Source organism: Paraburkholderia gardini (genome assembly GCF_907164575.1).
GTDB lineage: Bacteria > Pseudomonadota > Gammaproteobacteria > Burkholderiales > Burkholderiaceae > Paraburkholderia > Paraburkholderia gardini.
The window spans coordinates 164,810-184,787 of the sequence record NZ_CAJQYY010000002.1 but is presented as its reverse complement, the minus strand read 5'-3'; the positions used below and the strand labels follow the sequence as shown (position 1 = coordinate 184,787).

Sequence of the window (19,978 nt, the reverse complement as noted above, 5' to 3'; positions counted from 1 at the left end):
TCAAGCGGTTTTGTCGCCCTTGCCGAGGAGCGAGGCGATACCGCCGAGTGCGCCGAGAACCGTCGTGGCGTTGAGCTTGCCTTCGGCCGGCACTTCGCCTTCGGGCGTTGCCGCGTTCACCACGTGCGGCAGGATCTGCGAGAGCAGACCGCTGACCTGATCGGGCGCCACACCGGCTTTCGATGCGAGATTCGTGACAGTGTCCGAACCGAGCACGCTGTGCAGCGTGTCCGGCGAGATTGCCTGATTCTCGCCGTTGCTGACCCACGAACTGATGATGTCGCCGGCGCCTTTGTCCTTGAATTGCTGGATCAGGCCGTTCAGGCCGCCCGGCTGGTTGTTCACGAATTCGAGTGCGGTGGCGATCAACGCCTGCTGTCCGCCGCCGCCTTCAGGCGATTTACCAAGCAGGGAACCGATGCTGTCGAGTAGGCTCATGACTGTCTCTCTGGAATGCCGGCACGACACACATGCGCCAGCGGGTGAAATGCGCCGCGCGGGGGCGCGGCGGGGATTACGCGGATCGCACGGACCAGGTCGCCAGCGCGATCCTCAGATGTCGAGCCTCAGGCGCCCGATGCTGCCGATGCGGCCTTGGCCTTCTTCGACTTTTTCTTCGATGCTTTCGTGTCCGATGCGCTCGCCGGCGCACTGGCGGATGCCGCTACGGTTGTCGCTGGCGCCGAAGCCGCCGCGGCCGTCTTGCTCTTTTTCGACTTCTTCGTCGACGCTGCCGCCGGTGTGCTGGCGGGTGCCATCGTCATCGTGGCGGCAGGTGTAGCGGGCTTGCTCACTGGTTTCGCTGCTGCTGGCGCGGTGGCTTTCGCACCACTCGGCGGCGCCGTCGAACCGTTGATCGTCAAACCGGCTGCTTCAAGATTGACTACCGACTTGGTGCCGATTCCCTTGACGCGTGTCGCGAGATCGTCGGCGTCCTTGAACGGGCCGTTTTTGGTCCGCTCGTCGATGATCGCTTTCGCATGGGCCGGGCCAATGCCCTTCACCGATTCAAGCGCGGCCTGATCGGCCGAATTGACTTCGACGGCCGCCGCGAAACCAGCGGACAAAGACAGGACAAGCGCGACGCAGAGCATTAACAGCTTCTTCAGCATGGCAGGCACTCCATTGAGGGCAAAAAAAAGCCGGGAACGGACGACGCATCCAGTCAGCAGGCGCTGCATTCAAGCATAGGATACATTGCGCGCCCTTTTTATGAAAAGTGCCCGATTTATACCCATCGATTCGTGACAAGTAAATCAATACGGGCATTTTTTGACAACTAACACCGTGGATAAGGTGCGCGAGCGGGAAGGAAGACCGGCACGGCAGATCCGCGCGTTATCGAGTTGATGCGTTTTGCGTCACTCCGAAGCCAGGCGCAATACGGCTATACGGCGGGGTCGACGTGCGGGGAACGTGCGCCGGCACGCAGATGGCGCGCGCTGACCGTGCGCCAGTAGAGCATGAGGCCGATGCCGGCGATAGCGAGGCTCGCCGCATTGGCGACCCAGAAACCGCGCGCACCGGTGAACCATTCGGGAACCCGTCCGCTGACGTTGAAGCCGAGCAGATAGCCGCCGCCAAGGCCGACGCCCCACAACGCGACGGCATAGATCACGGTCGGCACAACGGCGACGCGATACGCGCGCAGCACGAACGCGGTGGTGATCTGGAGCGCGTCGAAGAGGTGGTAGACGATCACGATCAGCACGAGCGGCATCGCGGCCGCCGCGACCTGTGCATTCGACGTATAGCCCACGACGATGAAAGGCCGCAGTGCGAGCACGATCATGCCGTAGCAGCACGCGATCGCGCACGCCATCAGGATGCCGTGTCGCGCGAGCGTGTGGGCGTCGGCGGGACGTTGCGCGCCGAGTGCCTGCGCGACGAGCGTCGAGGAGGCGATGCCGATGGACAGCGGTGTCATGTACAGCACCGCGCCGAGATTGCCCGCGATCTGGTGACCGGCGAGCGTCGTGGTCCCGAAGCGCGCGATGAAGAGCGCCATGAACGTATAGGACGTGACCTCGATCAGGTACGACAGTCCCATCGGAATGCCGAGCTTCAGCAGCGCGGTCTGACGCTTCCATACAGGCCAGCAGAAGCGCGAGAAGGTGGCGAACGGGCGGAAGATGTCCAGGCGCACCAGCAGCGTCATGCCGACGATCGCGAGCGTCCAGTTGATGGCGGTACTTGCGAGCGCGCAGCCGGGGCCGCCGAGCGCGGGCACGCCTGCACCGCCGAAGATGAACCACAGGTTGAGCGGAATCTTGAGCAGCAGCGCGCCGACTTGCAGGATCATGACGAGTCGCGGCTGCCCCACTGCATTGGTCAGCGAACTGTACACACGAAACGCGAGGCTCGCGGGCAACCCGAATGAGAGAATCTGCAGGTACGCGACGGTACGCTCACGCAGCGCTTCGGGCGCATGTGCGATACGCAGCAGCGGTCCGGGAAAATACAGAATCAAAAAGCCTAGCGCCATCAGAACCAGCGCGAGCCACAGCGCCTGACGCACTTCCTCGCCGATCTCGCTGTAGCGCCGCGCGCCGTAGAGCTGTCCGGTGATCGGCTGCAGCGCGGTGAGAATGCCGGTAAGGCCGATGTACACTGAGATATAGATCGACGAGCCGAGCCCGAGTGCCGCGAGATCGATCGCGGAATAGCGCCCGACCATTGCCGTATCGATCACGCCGAATGCGATGATCGCGAGTTGTCCGATCAGTACAGGCCACGCGAGCGCGGCGATTTTCCGCACGTCGGCGAACATGGTCAACCCGGTTTCTGACGCGGGCCGCGACGTTTGACCGGCGGTTTCGGGCGGTCGATGCGAACGTACAGACGGAACCGTTCGTCGCGGTCGGCAACGCGGCGGCCTTCCCAGACCAGCTTCCAGACGAAGTTCGACATCGAGCTGGGTTCGCCGAAATCCTGCGTGTCCTGGCGCAGGATCACGTCGCAGTCTTCGTCGAACGAAAAATGCATGTTGCCGAAATAGGCGAAGGTGGCGATCTGTGCATCGCCGAGACGGACCGGCGAGATGCACGTGTAGTCATCCGGCAGATGGCTTGCGATCTGCTGCGCGACGTCCTTGTACGTCCGGCTGTAGTTCACCACCGGCAGCCAGAGCGTCATCAGCAGCACCCACATGAGCGTCGTGCCGGCGCTAGAGAGCACCACGCTGCGCCAGAGCACCTTCGGATGCCGGGCAATACGCCATTGCACGAGCGCGAACCAGCAGACTGTGACGGCCACGGCGCACACGAACGACAGGATCTTGAACTGCGGCGTGAAGCCGGGTGCGAGACGCGCGAGATTGCGCGCGAGCGGATGCGGAAAACCTGTCATGCCGGCCAGCCACACGAGCCACACAAAACTGCCGAGAATCGTGAAGCTGAGCACCGCGAACCAGTCGATCGCGTTGATCGCGCCGCGCTTGAGCGTGGGCAGCGCGAACGTGGCGAGCACCGCGAGCGCGGGCAGCAGCAGCATGTAGAAACGGTTCGTCGACATGCTTTGCAGCACGACGAGAATCAGCAGCGGCGCGATGACCGACATCGGAATTGCAATGTGCGGCGCGCGACGCAATCCCGACCAGCTGAACCATGCCCAGATGGCGAGCGGCCACGCAGGCCATGTGAAGAGCGGCAGGTTTTTCAGCGCATAACGCAGCACCGACCCGGGCGGCCCCCCGAACGTGTTGATGCTGACATGCACCCACTGGTGAAGGAACCAGACGGCATCGTCGGGAAATGTGATCAGGGCGGCCACCGGCCACGCGATCGACACGACCAGCGCGACCGGCAGACCCGCCAGCAACAGCCAGCGCAATTGCGCCTCGCGCACGATAAGCGTCATCACCAGCGTGCCGACCAGCAGCGCGCTCACCAGCACGGGATTGGCCGTCAACGCGACGAGCCCGAGCGCCAGACCCCAAAGCAGCGAGCCTTGCACCGGCTTGTCGATCATCCGTACGAGCCCGTACACGAGCATTGCGATGCAGACGAACTGCGCGAGTTGCGGCGTGGTTTCGTGGCCGCGCTCGGCGAGACCGAAGCAGGCGAGCAGAATCAGCAGTGCGCCGTCGGCGAGTGTGCGGCCGTAGTCGCGCGGCTCGGGCTCGCCGCCGAACGCATACTTGAATGGCTGTACTTCGGGCCGGCGGCCGAGCAGATACGCGGCGTACCAGACGAACGCGCAGGCCGCGCAGAACAGCAAGCCGGTGAACACGCGCGACGCATTGCTTGCATCGACCCACGGCGACAGCACACGGATCGCGACGGCGCCAAGCCAGTAACCCAGCGGACCATCCGATGTGATGTATTTGCCGACGATGTTCGGCAGCATCCAGTCGTGCGCGGTGCCTTTCGCCATCGTCCACATGACGCCGAAGCCGGCGGCATCTTCGTTCTTCCACGGATCGCGGCCGAAGAGCCCGAACGACGCGTAGACGATACAGATGGTAAGCAGCAGCCAGCGCGGTAGCGCACTGGTGGCGGAGGCAGTCAGACGGACGACGGATCTCATGCAGTTGGGCGGTATCGGATAAACGGGCTGGCAAACGGTAGACGGTGTGTCCGGGCGTGGCCGGCCCTGAGCATCCGGCATTGTAGACGGGCGGCATGGCGCGCGTCACGGTGGATGGCAGGCGGCAACAGCGAGATTGCAACAGTTGGCAACGGCCACGACGGCAAGTCAGCCGGCGACGGGGCGTTGCCCGGTTGCTGCGTAAAATACGGAGACAAAAAAAGGGCAGCGAATGCTGCCCTTTTTTGCATCGACCGGCTCGTGAAACATCGCCGGGATCGAACAGGTATTACGTAGTCGCCTTGCCCGTGGCACGCGCGCCGAACTTCTTGTTGAACTTCTCGACGCGGCCGGCCGTGTCCATGATCTTTTGCTGACCGGTGTAGAACGGGTGGGATTCCGACGACACTTCGATCTTGGCGAGCGGGTACGTCTTGCCTTCGAATTCGGCCGTTTCGCGCGTCTGGATGGTCGAGCGGGTCACAAACTTGAAGTCGATCGACATATCGACGAACAGGACTTCGCGGTAATCGGGGTGAATGCCTTCTTTCATGGTCTTTCCTTTAGTCTGGCGGTAGCCAACCCGCGTGCCGTTGCGAACCGACGCAGCGGACTTCGGCGAGCCACTTGCCTAAGGTCGAAAAACGGCGATTATGCCAGAAAATCAGTCGCTTGACGAATTTCCCGGGCTATTTTGCGGGAGCAGGGCTGGCTTCCGGCAATAACGCGCCCACGCGAGCCGGATCCTGACGATAAAAGCGGGCCAGAAGGCGATAAAGCTCGGGATATCCGGCTTCGAATGCCTGCGGCTGCACGAACAGCGCCTCACTGCACACAGCAAAAAACTCCGACGGATGATCGGCCGCGTACGGGTCGATCAGCGAATCGCGCTCGAAGCGCGCCCAGCGCCGCTCGGGCACGGCGTCAACCTTTACGCAGAACTGGTCGTAGGCTGCGTCGAACACGTCGGCCCATGCGGTCGCGTCGAGCGGTGCGTGCCAGCGGCGAAAGAGCGGCGGGTGGCCATCGGCTTCGCCGGTCAGCATGTCGATCTTGTGGGCGAATTCGTGAATGACGACGTTGTAGGCATCCGTGCCGTCGGTCATCTGCGCGTCTTCCCACGACAGCACGACCGGGCCGCCTTCCCACGCCTCGCCGCTTGCGTCCTGCTCGATCTCATGGACCACGCCGTCTTCGTCTTCCACCGTTTTGCGGATCACGAACTCGCCGGGGTAGACGATCACGCCGACCCAGCCTCGATAAAGATCGAGGCTCAGGTTCAGCACCGGCAGCGACGCCTGCGCCGCGATGGCGACGGTCATTGCGTCCGTCAGTTCGAGTTCGTGCGCGGTCGAAAACGATTTCCGCGCAATGAAAAGGCTCGTCAGTTCGCGCAGGCGAACAAGGTCGGCGGCATCGAGATGCGCCAGAAAGGGCAGGCCCGCGAGCGTGGATTCCCATAGCGCATCGGGGATCGCGTGCGCACGCAACGCGCGGTCGCGGCGGCGGGAGTCGAACCAGTGCGTGAGTTTCGAGAGCATGGGTCAGTCGATCTGTTTTTGCCACGCGGCAAAGATTCCGCCGCAGACGGCCACGCCGATCAGAAAATAGAAGCCGTCCAGCGACGCAAGGAAACTTGCCTGCTGCACCACCGTCCGGCTCACCTGGGCTACCGCCAGCGCATGCGCTTCGCTGATTGAACGTCCCGCGGCGGCGAAACCGTTCGTCAATGTCGCGATCGTGCTCTGGAACACTGGATTGTACGGATTCGCGAATTCGGCGAGCCGCGACTGATGCAATGCCCGCCGATGCTGCTCGACGATGATGACCGATGCCGTGGCAAATGAAATCGTCAGTTGCCGGACGACGTTCTTCAGCCGGTAGCCGTGCGTGAACTCTTCGATCGCGAAGATGCTGAACGTCAGATTGGCCACCGGCAGAACGATGAAAAGCAGCAGCAGCCCGCGCAGCAGCAGCGGACCGATCAGCGCGCGCTGATCGACGTCGGGCGGCATATGTGCCATCCACGCCGCGGCCAGCGCCGCAATGGCGAAGCCCGGCACGATGATCCACTTCTTGCGCGGCAGCAGCTTTGCATAGCGCAGGTAGACGAAGAGCGCCGTCGATGAAATCAGCGAAGTGACACCGACCAGCCGTCCCGCATTTTCGACCGGATAGCCGAGCCCCTGTTCGAGAAAACGCGACACCAGGTAACTGAAGCCAGTGGACTCGTAGTAATAGAACATGTACAGCACGAGGCCGACCTGGAAGGTTTTTTCGCGCAGTGCATTCAGCCGCATCAGGGGCGAGGGATGATGCCACTGCTGGTACGCAAACCACACGAGCCCGACGATTCCCGCTACCGTCAGCATGATCAGACCCGGCGACGCGCTAAAGAGCTGGTAGCGCACCTGCTGCATGACGACTTGCAGCGCGCCTTGAGCGAAGGCAAAGATGATGTACGGCCAGAAATGCGACGCGCCGCGTTCTTCCGGCAGGAGGTTGCCCGAGTCCGGCAACGCAAGTAGCGCAAAACCTGCGAACAGGATACCTGCCGGCGCACTGCACATGAAGAGCGCGCGCCAGTCGAAATGCGCGACGAGCTGCCCGCCGGCGAGTGGTGCAAGCGCGCTGCCCAGCACGATCAGGACAAGAAAGGCGCGCGTCGCGCCGGCACGCCGCTGCGGCGTGAAGCTGCTCTGGATCAGGATGCGGCAGGTGCCCATCATCGGGCCGATGAAGTAACCCTGGAAGCCGCGCGCGAACGCCAGTTCGAACGATGTTTCGCACAACGCCGCGGCGACCGCTCCCGCCGAAAACAGCAGCATGCAGCCGGCCACGTAGCGCCTGTAGCCGAAGCGCTCGACCCACCATTGCTGCTGCAGGATGCCGAGCACGGCCGCGACCGCGTACGCACTCGACGACCACACGAGTTCATCCGGCGAAGCGTTGATCCCGCCTGCGATATAACTCGCGAAGAACGAGAAGATCGCGTTGTCGAAATAGTCGAGACCGGTGACGAGTGCCAGCACCCACGGGAAGAAATCGCCACGCAGCTTCGCGACGCTGAAAAGCGGTACGCGCGAGGAGGCCGCGCTCATGCGGCATCGTCTCCGGGAAGGGCTTTCTTGCTGAGCCTCGCTGCAGCACTCGACGGTGTCCGCGCTTTCTTTTTCAGGCGGGCGGTGTTGCGCTGCTCGAGAAGCGCATCGGCGCTTTCGCCGGCAAGCCGGCGTTGCACGTAATCGAGATCGTCGCTGAGTTCGGCTTTGAGGTTTTGCACTTCCTTCAGTTCGCGACGTGCCGAATCGATGCGCGCGTCAAGCGCGTCGACCTGTTGCGCGAGCGCGTCGCGGATTTCCAGCAGGGATTGCGTGGAGTAGCGATTGCGTCCGCCTTCGACGGGTTCGAGCGGGCGCTTGAGCATTTCGGTGATGCCTTGCAGGGAGAAACCCAGGGCTCGAAAACGCAGGATGCGGGCAAAACGTTCGAGGTCGTTTTCGTCGTAGAGACGATAGCGGCCTTCGCTCCGGGTCGGCGTGACAAGCCCGCGCTCTTCGTAGTATTTGAGCGTGCGCGGAGTCACGTTCAGGCGTTCCGCCGCATCGCGGACGGTCAGCAGATTGGGGCTTTCTTCACTCGACATGGCGGCGCGGAAATTCGAAGTTTGCGTCGCATTATAGTTCAACGTGAACGTTCACGTACAGGTTGTGATCCGGTGCGGCGTACAGGCGAAAAAAAACCGCCCGCGAGAAGGCGGACGGTTTTTCTGAAGCTTGCTGCGGGACGGCTGGATTTAACTGCCGCGGCGCATCATGTCGAAGAACTCGGAATTGCTCTTCGTCTGGCGAATCTTGTCGAGCAGGAATTCCATCGATTCGACTTCGTCCATGTCGTGGATGAACTTGCGCAGCACCCAGATCTTCTGCAGCACTTCGGGCTTGATCAGCAGCTCTTCGCGACGCGTGCCCGACTTGTTCAGGTTGATCGAAGGGTAGACACGTTTTTCAGCAAGGCGACGCTCCAGGTGCACTTCCATGTTGCCGGTGCCCTTGAATTCTTCGTAGATCACGTCGTCCATGCGGCTGCCGGTTTCGATCAGCGCCGTGCCGATGATGGTGAGCGAACCACCTTCCTCGATGTTACGGGCTGCGCCGAAGAAGCGCTTCGGACGTTGCAGCGCGTTGGCATCGACGCCGCCGGTCAGCACCTTGCCCGAGGCCGGCACCACCGTGTTGTACGCCCGCGCGAGACGCGTGATCGAGTCGAGCAGAATCACGACGTCGTTCTTCATTTCGACGAGGCGCTTGGCCTTTTCGATCACCATTTCGGCGACCTGCACGTGGCGTGCTGCCGGTTCATCGAACGTGGAGGCGATCACTTCGCCCGCCACCGAACGCTGCATTTCGGTCACTTCTTCCGGGCGTTCGTCGATCAGCAGCACGAACAGCACGATATCCGGATGGTTCTGTTTGATCGCGTGTGCGATGTGCTGCAGCATCACGGTCTTGCCCGACTTCGGCGAGGCGACGAGCAGACCGCGCTGGCCCTTGCCGATCGGCGAGATCATGTCGATGATGCGGCCCGTGACGTTTTCCTCGCCGCGCATTTCGCGCTCGAGCAGCATCACCTTGTTCGGGTGAAGCGGCGTCAGGTTTTCAAACATGATCTTGTGCTTCGAGGCTTCCGGCGGCTGGCCGTTGACCTTGTCGACCTTCACCAGCGCGAAGTAGCGCTCGCCGTCTTTCGGCGTGCGGACTTCGCCTTCGATCGTGTCGCCGGTGTGCAGATTGAAGCGGCGGATCTGCGACGGGCTGATATAGATGTCGTCCGTGCTGGCGAGATACGACGTTTCCGGCGAGCGGAGGAAGCCGAAACCGTCCGGCAGCACTTCGAGCGTGCCGTCGCCGAAGATCGTGTCGCCTGCCTTGGCGCGCTTTTTAAGAATGGCGAACATCAGTTCCTGCTTGCGCAGGCGATTGGCACTTTCGATCTCGAGGCCATTGGCCATCTCGATCAATTCGGACACGTGCTGAGTCTTAAGCTCGGATAAATGCATACGGAGAACCCGCCGGGGAGGAGAAGGTGCGACGAAATGGAATCTGGGAGGAGAAGTGAGCGGAACCGCTCAGGGACTTACACGTCTTTTCGACGTTTAATTGATTCTAGCATAGCACATGCCGGATTCCGCCACCGCAGCGGAAAAGCATGTTCACAGGGCGCGTTGTTTTGACCGGACAACAACCCGCCCCGGGCGCAGCCCAAGACCCGCGTAAATATTTCCGTCGAGGAACGCGGTGAGTTGCGACTTTGACAGCGCGCCGACCTTCTGGGCGGCAACCGCGCCGTTCTTGAAGAGGATCAGCGTGGGAATGCCGCGCACGCCAAACTTGACCGGCGTGGATTGATGCTCGTCGACATTGATCTTGGCGATCTGCAGGCGATCCGCGTAGTCCTTCGCGACCTCGTCGAGGATCGGCGCGATCATCTTGCACGGTCCGCACCATTCAGCCCAGAAGTCGAGCAGCACGGGTTTGTCGGATTTGACGACGTCCTGTTCGAACGATGCGTCGCTGATATGCTTGATTTGTTCGCTCATTGTATGAATACCTCTTTCGGATCGCGGTCGCCCTGATGGCTCGCCACGATACATCAAATCAGGAAAACTTCTGTTCGCCTCGCCGCACTCATCGCCCGGCGGAACACCCTTCGGCACTACCCGATGGACGCGCCGCGGACCATGACATTACGGGTCATTCGTACGCCAGTTTAGCCTAAATCGCTATGCGTTGCCGGTGGTGATAGTAGTGATGCCGGCAGCGTAATATGTGCATCGATGGCGCTCGTAAAATCTGCCCTGCGTTGACAAGGTGTGCTGCTTCGACGCGTATCTGGTGACGTGCACGGTAAACTCAAGAGCAACGAAAGCGCGGCAGCAGGGCTGCTTTGCGCGGCGCGTCGATCCGGCTGTCGCGCGTTTCGTCGCCTTCAGGAGTCGCGTTATGCGACGACCGGTGATAGAATGCTTCGTGACGGGCCTCCTCGCATGGAGGGATGGTCAACCTGGTCAGGTCGGGAACGAAGCAGCCACAGCCGTTTTCCGCCAGTGCCGAGGGTCAGGCTCGTCACCTTCCTCTTTTTCTGCTGTCCGCGTTTTTCCTCCCTGCTGGTTCTGTCCGCTCCCGCGTTTTTGCTTTCGCGCTTCGCGTTGCTATCTGCTGTCGCCCCTGTTTTCCTCTATCGCTTCGTTAGCAAAATACAATGAAGCGGCAGCGTGTCGTCGCGTCGTTCCGATTCGTCTTTGCGCATCATCGTTGCTGATACAATTTCCAGATGACCTATCAAGTTCTCGCACGCAAGTGGCGGCCGAAGGATTTCGCGTCGCTCGTCGGACAGGAGCACGTGGTGCGCGCGCTCACGCACGCGCTCGACGGCGGGCGTCTGCACCACGCCTATCTGTTTACCGGAACCCGGGGCGTCGGCAAGACGACGCTGTCGCGTATTTTCGCCAAGGCGCTCAACTGCGAAACCGGCGTAACGGCGACGCCGTGCGGCGTGTGCCGCGCGTGCCGCGAGATCGATGAAGGCCGTTTCGTCGACTATGTCGAGATGGACGCGGCGAGCAATCGCGGCGTCGACGAAATGGCGGCGCTGCTCGAGCGCGCGGTCTACGCGCCGGTCGACGCGCGCTTCAAGGTCTACATGATCGACGAGGTGCACATGCTCACGAACCACGCCTTCAACGCGATGTTAAAGACGCTGGAAGAGCCGCCTTCGCACGTCAAGTTCATCCTCGCGACGACCGATCCGCAAAAGATTCCCGTGACGGTGCTGTCGCGCTGCCTGCAGTTCAATCTGAAGCAGATGCCCGCCGGGCACATCGTCTCGCATCTCGAACGGATTCTCGGCGAGGAAAAAATCCCGTCGGAGGCGCAGGCGCTGCGCCTGCTCGCGCGCGCGGCCGACGGCTCGATGCGCGATGCGCTTTCACTGGCCGATCAGGCGATCGCCTATTCGGCCAATCAGGTCACCGAGGAAGCCGTGCGCGGCATGCTCGGCGCGCTCGACCAGAGTTATCTGATTCGCCTGCTTGACGCGCTCGCCGCTGGCGACGGCGCGGGTGTGCTGGCGGTCGCCGACGAAATGGCGCTGCGCAGCCTGTCGTTTTCGACGGCGCTGCAGGATCTCGCGAGCCTGCTGCACCGGGTCGGCTGGGCGCAATTCGCGCCTTCGTCCGTGCTGGACGAATGGCCGGAAGCGGGTGATATCCGCCGGTTCGCCGGGACGCTGAGCCCGGAGCAGGTCCAGCTTTTCTATCAGATCGCGACGGTCGGGCGCAGCGAACTCGGTCTCGCGCCTGACGAATATGCCGGTTTCACGATGACGCTCCTGCGGATGCTCGCGTTCGAACTGGCGCCGAATGGCGGCGGCGGTGGAGTCGCGCCTGCTACGCGACCGGCTGGAACCGGTGCTGCGGCGACCTCGCGAACGGTCGCGTCCATGACTGCCGCCCGGCAGGATGTCGCGGCGAGTGATATGGGAACGGCTGCGGACGCAACGGTGCCAGCGAGTCTTCAACCGGTGAGTGCCCAGTCGGATATCGGATCGCGACCGGCGTCGGTTGCGGCAGGGTCCGCGACGGGTGACGTCGCGGTTGTGGCTGCGGGTGCCGCGACACGTGACGCACCGGACAAGGTTGACGCGGCCGTTTCCGCGAATGCGAATGCGCCGGAGTCCGTGCCGGCTGCGACCGAAGCTGCCGCCAGAAGCGTCTCCCTTGAGTCTGAGCCGCTTGCAGGCGAAGCGTCTGCCGATGCCGCATCAGCGGCGCCAGCCGCGCGGGAATACGAGCAGAGTGGTGTTGCGGTCCCTGCTTCGGCGAATCCTGCCACGCAGGCCGACGAAGACACTCACGTGCCGTCCGGCAGCGAATCCATCGCTCGTGCGCCAGAACAGCCAGCTGCTGCCGCGCCCACGCCCGCTTCCAGCGTGACGCCGCGCGAAATCACATCGGCCGCGCCCCGGCAGCAGGAATCCGCGGCCGCTTCGCGCCGCGCCGGCGGCGCGAGCGCGGCGCTCGACGTGCTGCGCAGCGCGGGCCTGAAAGTATCGTCCGACCGCGGCCGCGCGGCGCCGTCGGCCGTTGCCGCCGCGCCGGCTCCGAAATCCGCTACGCCGAAGCTGGCGCCGCGCGTCAACGTGCCAGTACCAGTGCCTGGCGCGCCGCGCCGGGCACAGGACGCTGGGGCCGCCCAGCCGCAAGCGCGTAATAACGGTAGCCAGGGTGGCTCGTCCGTCCCGCCGTGGGACGACATGCCGCCGGACGACTACATGCCAGTCTTGTCGGACGATGCGTTTTTCGCGCCACCCGATGACAATTACACGCCGGTCTTCGACAGCGGCCCCGACGATGTGCGTCTCACGCCCGCTGCAAAAGAACCCGCGCCCGTCGTCGACACGCGTCCGCTGCCCCCCGCCATTCCGCTCGACGCAATCGGTTTCGAGGGCGACTGGCCCGCGCTGGCCGCCGGTTTGCCGCTGAAGGGCATTTCGTACCAGCTGGCGTTCAACAGCGAACTCATGTCGCTCGACGGCACGCTGCTCAGATTGAACGTCCCGGTGCCGCAATACGCGGAAGCCGCGCAGGTCGCGAAGCTGAAGGCGGCGCTCGCCGAACGCCTCGGCACGACGGTCGACGTGCAGGTCGAAGTCGGCGCCGCGCGTCGCACGGCCGCCGCGCTTGACGCCGCCGCACGTGCGCAGCGCCAGCAGGACGCCGAGCGTGAGATCCGTCAGGACCCGTTCGTGCAATCGCTGATCCGCGATTTCGGCGCGAGCATCGTGCCGGATTCGATCCGGCCGATCATGCCGGATGCCGGGCAGGGCGCAGCCGCCGCGCATTGAGCTGAACACACATCGAAAGGCGCGGTTCTTACTAAACGCCGTCGCCAGACCCCTGAATCTCAAACGATCAAGAAGGAGCACGCCATGATGAAAGGTCAACTCGCCGGGCTGATGAAGCAGGCCCAGCAGATGCAGGAAAACATGAAGAAGATGCAGGAGCAGCTCGCGCTGATCGAAGTCGAAGGACAGTCGGGCGCGGGCCTCGTCAAGGTAACGATGACCTGCAAGAACGACGTGCGCCGCGTATCGATCGATCCGAGCCTGCTCGCCGACGACAAGGACATGCTCGAGGATCTCGTCGCCGCCGCGTTCAACGACGCCGTGCGCAAGGCCGAAGCCACCGCGCAGGAAAAGATGGGCGGCATGACGTCGGGCCTGCCGTTGCCGCCGGGATTCAAGCTGCCGTTCTGATCCGGCCGCGTCAGCATCGCGGGTCAGGTAACGGGACGCACCAGTGGACGACCTGAAGCACGACCCGCAGCACTTCCGTATCGCCCTTTTTTGACGACGCCGATTTCGCATGAAACAACCTTCCGCCCTGTCGGCGCTCGTCGAAGCGCTGCGCGCGCTGCCCGGAGTCGGGCCCAAATCCGCGCAACGCATGGCGTATCACCTGATGCAGCACGATCGCGACGGTGCCGAAAAGCTCGGTCGCTCGCTGCTGTTCGCGACCGAACATCTCCAGCATTGCGAGAAGTGCAACACGTTCACCGAAGCCCGGATCTGCGACGTCTGCCTCGATGAAGAGCGCGATCCGGCGTTGCTGTGCGTCGTCGAAACACCGGCCGACCAGATCATGCTCGAACAGACGATGACCTACCGCGGTCTCTATTTCGTGCTGATGGGGCGGCTCAGCCCGCTCGACGGCATCGGCCCGAAGGAGATTCATTTCGACCGGCTGGTGAAGCGCGCTTCGGACGGCGTCGTCAAGGAAGTCGTGCTCGCAACCAATTTCACCAACGAAGGCGAAGCGACCGCGCATTACCTCGGCCAGACGCTCAAGGCGCGCGGGCTTGCGGTAACGCGTCTCGCGCGCGGCGTGCCGGTCGGCGGCGAACTCGAATACGTGGACGCCGGCACCATCGCCCGCGCCATGCTGGACCGGCGTTCGATGTAACGCGGCGTCTCCTTGCACCGCACGGATACTGGAAGCGATTACCTCCCCCAGCCCCCAGCCCTAAGCCAGAAACGAAGGAGACATATGAGCGCAACCCAAGGCCCGCTCGCGGGCGTCAAGGTGCTCGAACTCGGCACGCTGATCGCAGGCCCGTTCGCGGCGCGATTCATGGGCGAGTTCGGCGCGGACGTCATCAAGATCGAAGACCCGAACGGCGGCGATCCGCTGCGCAAGTGGCGCAAGCTCTATCCGGAAGTGGGTGGCACGTCGCTGTGGTGGGCGGTGCAGGCGCGCAACAAGAAGTCGGTGACGATCAATCTGAAAGCCGAAGAGGGCAAGGAAATCGTCCGGCGTCTGGCGAAGGAGGCCGATATCGTCATCGAGAATTTCCGTCCCGGTCTGCTCGAAAAGCTCGGGCTCGGTTACGACGTGCTGTCCGCGGAAAACCCCGGTCTTGTGATGGTGCGGCTCTCCGGTTACGGCCAGACGGGCCCGTATCGCGACCGCCCAGGTTTCGGCGCGATCGCCGAATCGATGGGCGGGCTGCGTCACATCACCGGTTATCCGGACCTGCCGCCGCCGCGCATCGGCATTTCGATTGGCGACTCGATCGCCGCGTTGCACGGCGTGATCGGCGCGCTGATGGCGTTGCATCACAAGCAGGTGAACGGCGGTAAAGGGCAGGTCGTCGATGTCGCGCTGTACGAAGCCGTCTTCAACATGATGGAAAGCGTCGTGCCGGAATACGGCGTGTACGGCATGGTGCGCGAGCGCACCGGTGCGTCGCTGCCGGGCATCGTGCCGTCGAACACGTATCCGTGCCGCGACGGCAGCATCGTGATCGGCGGCAACAGCGATCCGATCTTCAAACGCCTGATGATCGCGATCGACCGCGAGGATCTCGCGAACGATCCGGGCCTCGCGCAGAACGACGGCCGTGTGCCGCGCACGCTCGAGATCGACGCGGCGATCGCCATGTGGCTCGCCACCCGCACGATCGACGAGGCGCTTGCCGTGCTGAACGCGGCTGATGTGCCGGTCGGCCGCATCTACAGCGTCGCCGACATGTTCACCGATCCGCAGTATCTCGCCCGCCAGATGATCCAGCGCTTCAAATGGCAGGACGACGTCGAGATCACGTTGCCAGGCGTCACGCCGAAGCTCTCGGACACACCGGGGGAAACACGCTGGCTTGGCCCGGAACTGGGTGAACATACCGATGAAGTCCTCCATTCACTAGGTTATGATGCAGGCGACATCGCCCGGCTGCATGCGGAGCGGATCGTTTGAGATGACGTCCACGCGTGAAAGCGCGCGACGGCAGAATCGCGAGACGCCGCGAGGCTCGCGACAACCCGGCACACGGGGCCGGGTACAACAAAAACACAACTAGAACGGAGACACCAGGATGCAACGCAGAACATTCCTGAGCGGCTCGGCCGCACTCGCTGGCGCCGCGCTCGCTGGCACGCCGCTCGCCTTCGGGCAGGGCAAGCTGGAGACAACGCAGGTATCGATCGCCGTCGGCGGCAAGAACCTGTTTTACTACCTGCCGCTCACGATCGCCGAGCGTCGCAATTTCTTCAAGAACGAAGGGCTCGAGGTCGAAATCTCCGATTTCGCGGGCGGCTCGCAGGCGTTGAAGGCGGCGGTGGGCGGCAGCGCGGATGTCGTGTCCGGCGCGTTCGAACACACGCTGCTGTTGCAGGCGCGAAGCCAGATGTTCCGCGAATTCGTGCTGCAAGGGCGCGCGCCGCAGATCGTGCTCGCCGTGTCGAAGAAGACGATGCCGAACTACAAGACCATCGCCGATCTGAAGGGCAAGAAAATCGGCGTGACGGCCCCGGGTTCGTCGACGTCGATCATGGCGAGCTTCGTACTCGCGAAAGCAGGACTCACCGCAAAGGACGTCTCGTTCATCGGCGTGGGCGCAGGCGCGGGCGCGATCTCGGCGTTGCAATCCGGCCAGATCGACGCGATCGCCAATCTCGATCCGGTGATGACAAAACTCGAACGGGCGGGCGACATCCGTGTGGTGTCGGATACGCGCACGCTCGCCGACACGCATACGGTGTTCGGCGGCAACATGCCGGCGGGCTGCCTGTACGCTTCGCAAAGCTTCATCACGAAGAATCCGAATACGACGCAGGCGCTGACCAATGCGATGGTGCGCGCGCTCAAATGGCTGCAGACGGCCACGGGCAGCGAACTGATCAGCACGGTGCCGGAAGGCTATCTGCTCGGCGATCGCGCGCTCTATCTCGACGCGTGGCAGCACGTGAAGGAAGCGATGTCGCCGGACGGCCTGATGCCGGCCGACGGTCCCGCGACGTCGCTGAAAACGCTCCAGACGTTCGACGATACGATCAAGGACAAGCCGATCGACCTGTCGAAGACGTGGACGAACGACTTCGTCAAGAAAGCGCTCGCCACCGTCAAGGCCTGAGTGCTGTCTTGCGTGTAACGGGCCCGTGGTTTACCACGGCCCGTCACGCGCACGAATCCCAACGCATCCGAAGAAGCGAATCGAACGATGACCGTTCCCGCACTGGCGCTCGACACCATCACCTGCACGTTCGCGTCGCGCGATGACCGCACGCAACGCTACACGGCCGTCAAGGACACGACGCTGCACATCGCGCCCGGCGAATTCGTCTCGGTCGTGGGTCCGACGGGCTGCGGCAAGTCGACGTTGCTGAACGTCGGCGCGGGACTGCTCGAACCGTCTTCGGGCGGCGTGACGGTATTCGGCGAGCCGCTGAAGGGCATCAACCGGCGCGCCGGCTACATGTTCCAGGCCGATGCATTGATGCCGTGGCGCTCCGCGCTCGACAACGTGATGGCCGGCCTCACGTTCCACAACGTGCCGCGCGACGAAGCCCGCAAGCGCGCTGACGAATGGCTAAAGCGCGTGGGCCTCGGCGGCTTCGGCGACCGGTATCCGCATCAGTTATCGGGTGGCATGCGCAAGCGCGTCGCGCTGGCGCAGACGCTGATTCTCGATCCCGACATCATCCTGATGGACGAGCCGTTCTCCGCGCTCGATATCCAGACGCGCCAGCTGATGGAAAACGAACTGCTCGACCTGTGGGCCGCGAAGCGCAAGGCCGTGCTCTTCATCACGCACGACCTGGACGAAGCGATCGCGATGTCGGACCGTGTCGTCGTGCTGTCGGCGGGGCCGGGCACGCGTCCGATCGGCGAATTCACGATCGATCTGCCGCGTCCGCGCGATGTGGCCGAGATCCGCTCGCATCCGCGTTTCGTCGAACTCCACGCGCAGATCTGGAGCGTGCTGCGCGACGAGGTGCTCAAGGGCTACCAGCAACAACTGACGGCCGCCTGAGCGCGGTTTTCCACCGACGACCAACAAGGTAACGAAGACATGTGGAAGCGTGTGCTCCCGAATCGCGCCAACCTGGTGATCTGGCAGTGGCTGCTGCTCGTGCTGAGCTTTCTGCTGTGGTACGCGCTGACCAGCCCGACGCTGTTGCCGCCGTTCTATTTCGACGATCCGAACAAGGCCGCGTTCTTCTTCGGCGAACCGCAGAAGGTGCTCGTGCGCATCTGGGAATGGTTTTCCGGCGGGGAAATCTATCTGCATCTGTGGATCACGCTGATCGAAACCGTGCTCGCGTTCGCGTTCGGCACGGTCTTCGGTCTTGGCATCGGCCTGTGGCTCGCACTCGCGCCGGTGACGAGCGCGCTGTTCGATCCTTACGTCAAGGCCGCGAACTCGATGCCGCGCGTGATTCTCGCGCCGATTTTCGGCGTGTGGTTCGGGCTCGGCATCTGGTCGAAAGTCGCGCTTGGCGTGACGCTCGTGTTCTTCGTCGTGTTCTTCAACGTCTATCAGGGCGTGAAGGAAGTCAGCCCTGTCGTGCTCGCCAACGCGCGCATGCTTGGCGCGAACCGCAAGCAGCTGTTGCGCAACGTCTATCTGCCAAGCGCGATGAGCTGGGTATTTTCGAGCCTGCATACGTCAGTGGGGCTTGCGTTCGTTGGCTCGGTGGTCGGCGAATATCTGGGCTCGGCGCGCGGCGTCGGTTATCTGATCCTGCAGGCCGAAGGCACGTTCGATATCAATACGGTGTTCGCGGGCATCCTCGTGTTGACCGCGTTCGCGCTGATTCTTGATGGCATCGTCGGCGTGGCGGAGCGTCGTCTGATGAAGTGGCAGCCAAAGAGCGGCGAAACCGAGAAGCTGTAAAGAAAGGCCCGGGAGAAAGCAGGGCGGCAAACGAAAAGCGCGCGATGTTGCGGATCGCGCGCTGCTTTTTTGAAAGGTTTCCTCGCCGCGAGGAAAGCGAAGCGCTTCAGGGCGTAATGACGATCTTGCCGATCACACGCCGTTCCGCCATGTCGCGCAGTGCGCGTGGCGTGTCCTCGAGCGCGTAGCGCGCCGAGATGTGCGGGCGCAGCTTGCCCGCCTTCATCCAGCCGAGCATCTCCTCGAAGCCGGCAACATTATTCTGTGGCTCGCGCCGCGCGTAATCGCCCCAGAACACGCCGACGATGCTCGCGCCTTTCAGTAGCGTCAGATTCAGCGGCAGCTTCGGAATCTCGCCGTTCGCGAAGCCGACCACCAGATAGCGGCCGCGCCAGCCGATACTGCGAAACGCCGGTTCCGAATAGATGCCGCCAACGGGGTCGTAGATCACATCGGGACCGTTGCCGTCGGTGAGCGCCTTGATCCGCTCGCGCAGATCCTCGCGGCTGTAGTTGATCGTTGCGTCCGCACCGTGTTCGACACAGGTCGCGAGTTTTTCGTCGGTCGATGCGGCCGCGATCACACGGGCGCCGAGCGCCTTGCCGATCTCGACCGCGGCGAGGCCCACGCCGCCAGCGGCACCCAGCACGAGCATCGTCTCGCCGGTTTTCAGTTGCGCGCGATCGACGACCGCGTGATGGGAGGTGCCATACGCCAGCGTGAACGCGGCGGCGACAGCGAAATCGGCGTCGTCGGGAAGCGGCACGCAGGCGGTGGCGGGCGCCACCGCCTGCTCGGCGAACGCGCCCGAGCCCGTGAACGCGACGACGCGCTGGCCCACCCTGAAATCGCGCACGCCATCGCCCACCGCACGCACGACGCCCGCGACTTCCGAGCCCGGCGTGAACGGCAGGGGCGGCTTCATCTGATACTTGTTCTCGATGATCAGCACGTCCGGGAAATTGACGCTGGCCGCCTTGACATCGATGACCACTTCGCCGGCCTTCGGTTCGAGGTCGGACAGCGTTTCGACGGTCAGGCTTTCCGGCGGACCGTACTGGTTGCAGCGAATTGCGCGCATCGTGTTTTCCTTCGCGTTGTTGATCGATTGACCGGTTTGAGCGATCGAGTGTAAATCAACCCGCACGACCGTGCTATTCATGCCGGGCCTCGCTGTGCATCGCGTCCCGGCCTGAAGGTCGACCGCACGGCGTGTTTAA

At 63.2% G+C, this 19,978-nt stretch carries 17 protein-coding genes, 1 other RNA gene and 1 pseudogene; 8 read left to right on the top strand and 11 right to left on the bottom strand.

What is annotated here, in order from left to right:
- From LPA34_RS02310 to trxA, 10 genes and pseudogenes are all read right to left on the bottom strand, one after another.
- Complete coding sequence (locus tag LPA34_RS02310) at positions 1 to 468, bottom strand: YidB family protein (protein WP_407672485.1); 468 nt, start codon at positions 466 to 468, stop codon at positions 1 to 3.
- A gap of 98 nt (positions 469 to 566) precedes the next feature.
- Positions 567 to 1,112, bottom strand: a complete 546-nt coding sequence (locus LPA34_RS02305; protein WP_228974450.1) for a ComEA family DNA-binding protein — start codon at positions 1,110 to 1,112, stop codon at positions 567 to 569.
- A gap of 275 nt (positions 1,113 to 1,387) precedes the next feature.
- A complete protein-coding gene (locus LPA34_RS02300) occupies positions 1,388 to 2,770 on the bottom strand; it encodes an MATE family efflux transporter (protein WP_228974448.1) in 1,383 nt (460 codons plus the stop codon).
- Between the two features lie 2 nt (positions 2,771 to 2,772).
- The gene (locus LPA34_RS02295; RefSeq protein WP_228974446.1) at positions 2,773 to 4,527 is read right to left on the bottom strand and encodes an ArnT family glycosyltransferase; all 1,755 of its coding nucleotides are present in this window, start codon (positions 4,525 to 4,527) and stop codon (positions 2,773 to 2,775) included.
- Between the two features lie 289 nt (positions 4,528 to 4,816).
- Complete coding sequence (locus LPA34_RS02290; protein WP_090533217.1) at positions 4,817 to 5,080, bottom strand: type B 50S ribosomal protein L31; 264 nt, start codon at positions 5,078 to 5,080, stop codon at positions 4,817 to 4,819.
- A gap of 136 nt (positions 5,081 to 5,216) precedes the next feature.
- Entirely contained in the window at positions 5,217 to 6,068 is an 852-nt protein-coding gene (locus LPA34_RS02285) for a M90 family metallopeptidase (protein WP_228974445.1), read from the bottom strand.
- A gap of 3 nt (positions 6,069 to 6,071) precedes the next feature.
- Positions 6,072 to 7,628, bottom strand: a complete 1,557-nt coding sequence (locus LPA34_RS02280) for an MFS transporter (RefSeq protein WP_228974443.1) — start codon at positions 7,626 to 7,628, stop codon at positions 6,072 to 6,074.
- Positions 7,625 to 8,173 carry a MerR family transcriptional regulator gene (locus tag LPA34_RS02275; protein WP_228974439.1) on the bottom strand — a complete coding sequence of 183 codons (549 nt, stop codon included), beginning with the start codon at positions 8,171 to 8,173 and terminating at the stop codon, positions 7,625 to 7,627. The genes LPA34_RS02280 and LPA34_RS02275 overlap by 4 nt, the downstream gene beginning before the upstream one ends.
- Positions 8,174 to 8,323: 150 nt before the next feature.
- Complete coding sequence (gene rho, locus LPA34_RS02270; protein ID WP_090533209.1) at positions 8,324 to 9,586, bottom strand: transcription termination factor Rho; 1,263 nt, start codon at positions 9,584 to 9,586, stop codon at positions 8,324 to 8,326.
- A gap of 216 nt (positions 9,587 to 9,802) precedes the next feature.
- A pseudogene (trxA, locus tag LPA34_RS02265) lies at positions 9,803 to 10,126 on the bottom strand (thioredoxin TrxA); the annotation flags it as partial.
- 432 nt (positions 10,127 to 10,558) lie between these two features.
- Here trxA and ffs point away from each other — a divergent pair.
- From ffs to LPA34_RS02225, 8 genes are all read left to right on the top strand, one after another.
- Positions 10,559 to 10,657, top strand: an RNA gene (ffs, locus tag LPA34_RS02260) — signal recognition particle sRNA small type.
- A gap of 203 nt (positions 10,658 to 10,860) precedes the next feature.
- Positions 10,861 to 13,431 carry a DNA polymerase III subunit gamma/tau gene (locus LPA34_RS02255; protein ID WP_228974437.1) on the top strand — a complete coding sequence of 857 codons (2,571 nt, stop codon included), beginning with the start codon at positions 10,861 to 10,863 and terminating at the stop codon, positions 13,429 to 13,431.
- A gap of 84 nt (positions 13,432 to 13,515) precedes the next feature.
- Positions 13,516 to 13,842, top strand: coding sequence for a YbaB/EbfC family nucleoid-associated protein (locus LPA34_RS02250; RefSeq protein ID WP_007182071.1), 327 nt, complete (start codon positions 13,516 to 13,518; stop codon positions 13,840 to 13,842).
- 109 nt (positions 13,843 to 13,951) lie between these two features.
- Entirely contained in the window at positions 13,952 to 14,548 is a 597-nt protein-coding gene (recR, locus tag LPA34_RS02245) for a recombination mediator RecR (RefSeq protein ID WP_090533204.1), read from the top strand.
- An 84-nt stretch (positions 14,549 to 14,632) separates the two neighbouring features.
- Positions 14,633 to 15,838: a CaiB/BaiF CoA transferase family protein gene (locus tag LPA34_RS02240; protein ID WP_228974435.1), complete on the top strand. Its 1,206-nt coding sequence runs from the start codon at positions 14,633 to 14,635 to the stop codon at positions 15,836 to 15,838.
- 118 nt (positions 15,839 to 15,956) lie between these two features.
- Complete coding sequence (locus tag LPA34_RS02235) at positions 15,957 to 16,994, top strand: ABC transporter substrate-binding protein (RefSeq protein ID WP_228974433.1); 1,038 nt, start codon at positions 15,957 to 15,959, stop codon at positions 16,992 to 16,994.
- 87 nt (positions 16,995 to 17,081) lie between these two features.
- A complete protein-coding gene (locus tag LPA34_RS02230) occupies positions 17,082 to 17,894 on the top strand; it encodes an ABC transporter ATP-binding protein (protein WP_228974431.1) in 813 nt (270 codons plus the stop codon).
- Positions 17,895 to 17,933: 39 nt separating this feature from the next.
- The gene (locus tag LPA34_RS02225) at positions 17,934 to 18,758 is read left to right on the top strand and encodes an ABC transporter permease (RefSeq protein ID WP_228974430.1); all 825 of its coding nucleotides are present in this window, start codon (positions 17,934 to 17,936) and stop codon (positions 18,756 to 18,758) included.
- Positions 18,759 to 18,864: 106 nt separating this feature from the next.
- Here the strand turns inward: LPA34_RS02225 and LPA34_RS02220 are convergent, their stop codons facing one another.
- Complete coding sequence (locus LPA34_RS02220) at positions 18,865 to 19,839, bottom strand: NADPH:quinone oxidoreductase family protein (protein ID WP_228974725.1); 975 nt, start codon at positions 19,837 to 19,839, stop codon at positions 18,865 to 18,867.
- Positions 19,840 to 19,978 lie beyond the last annotated feature (139 nt).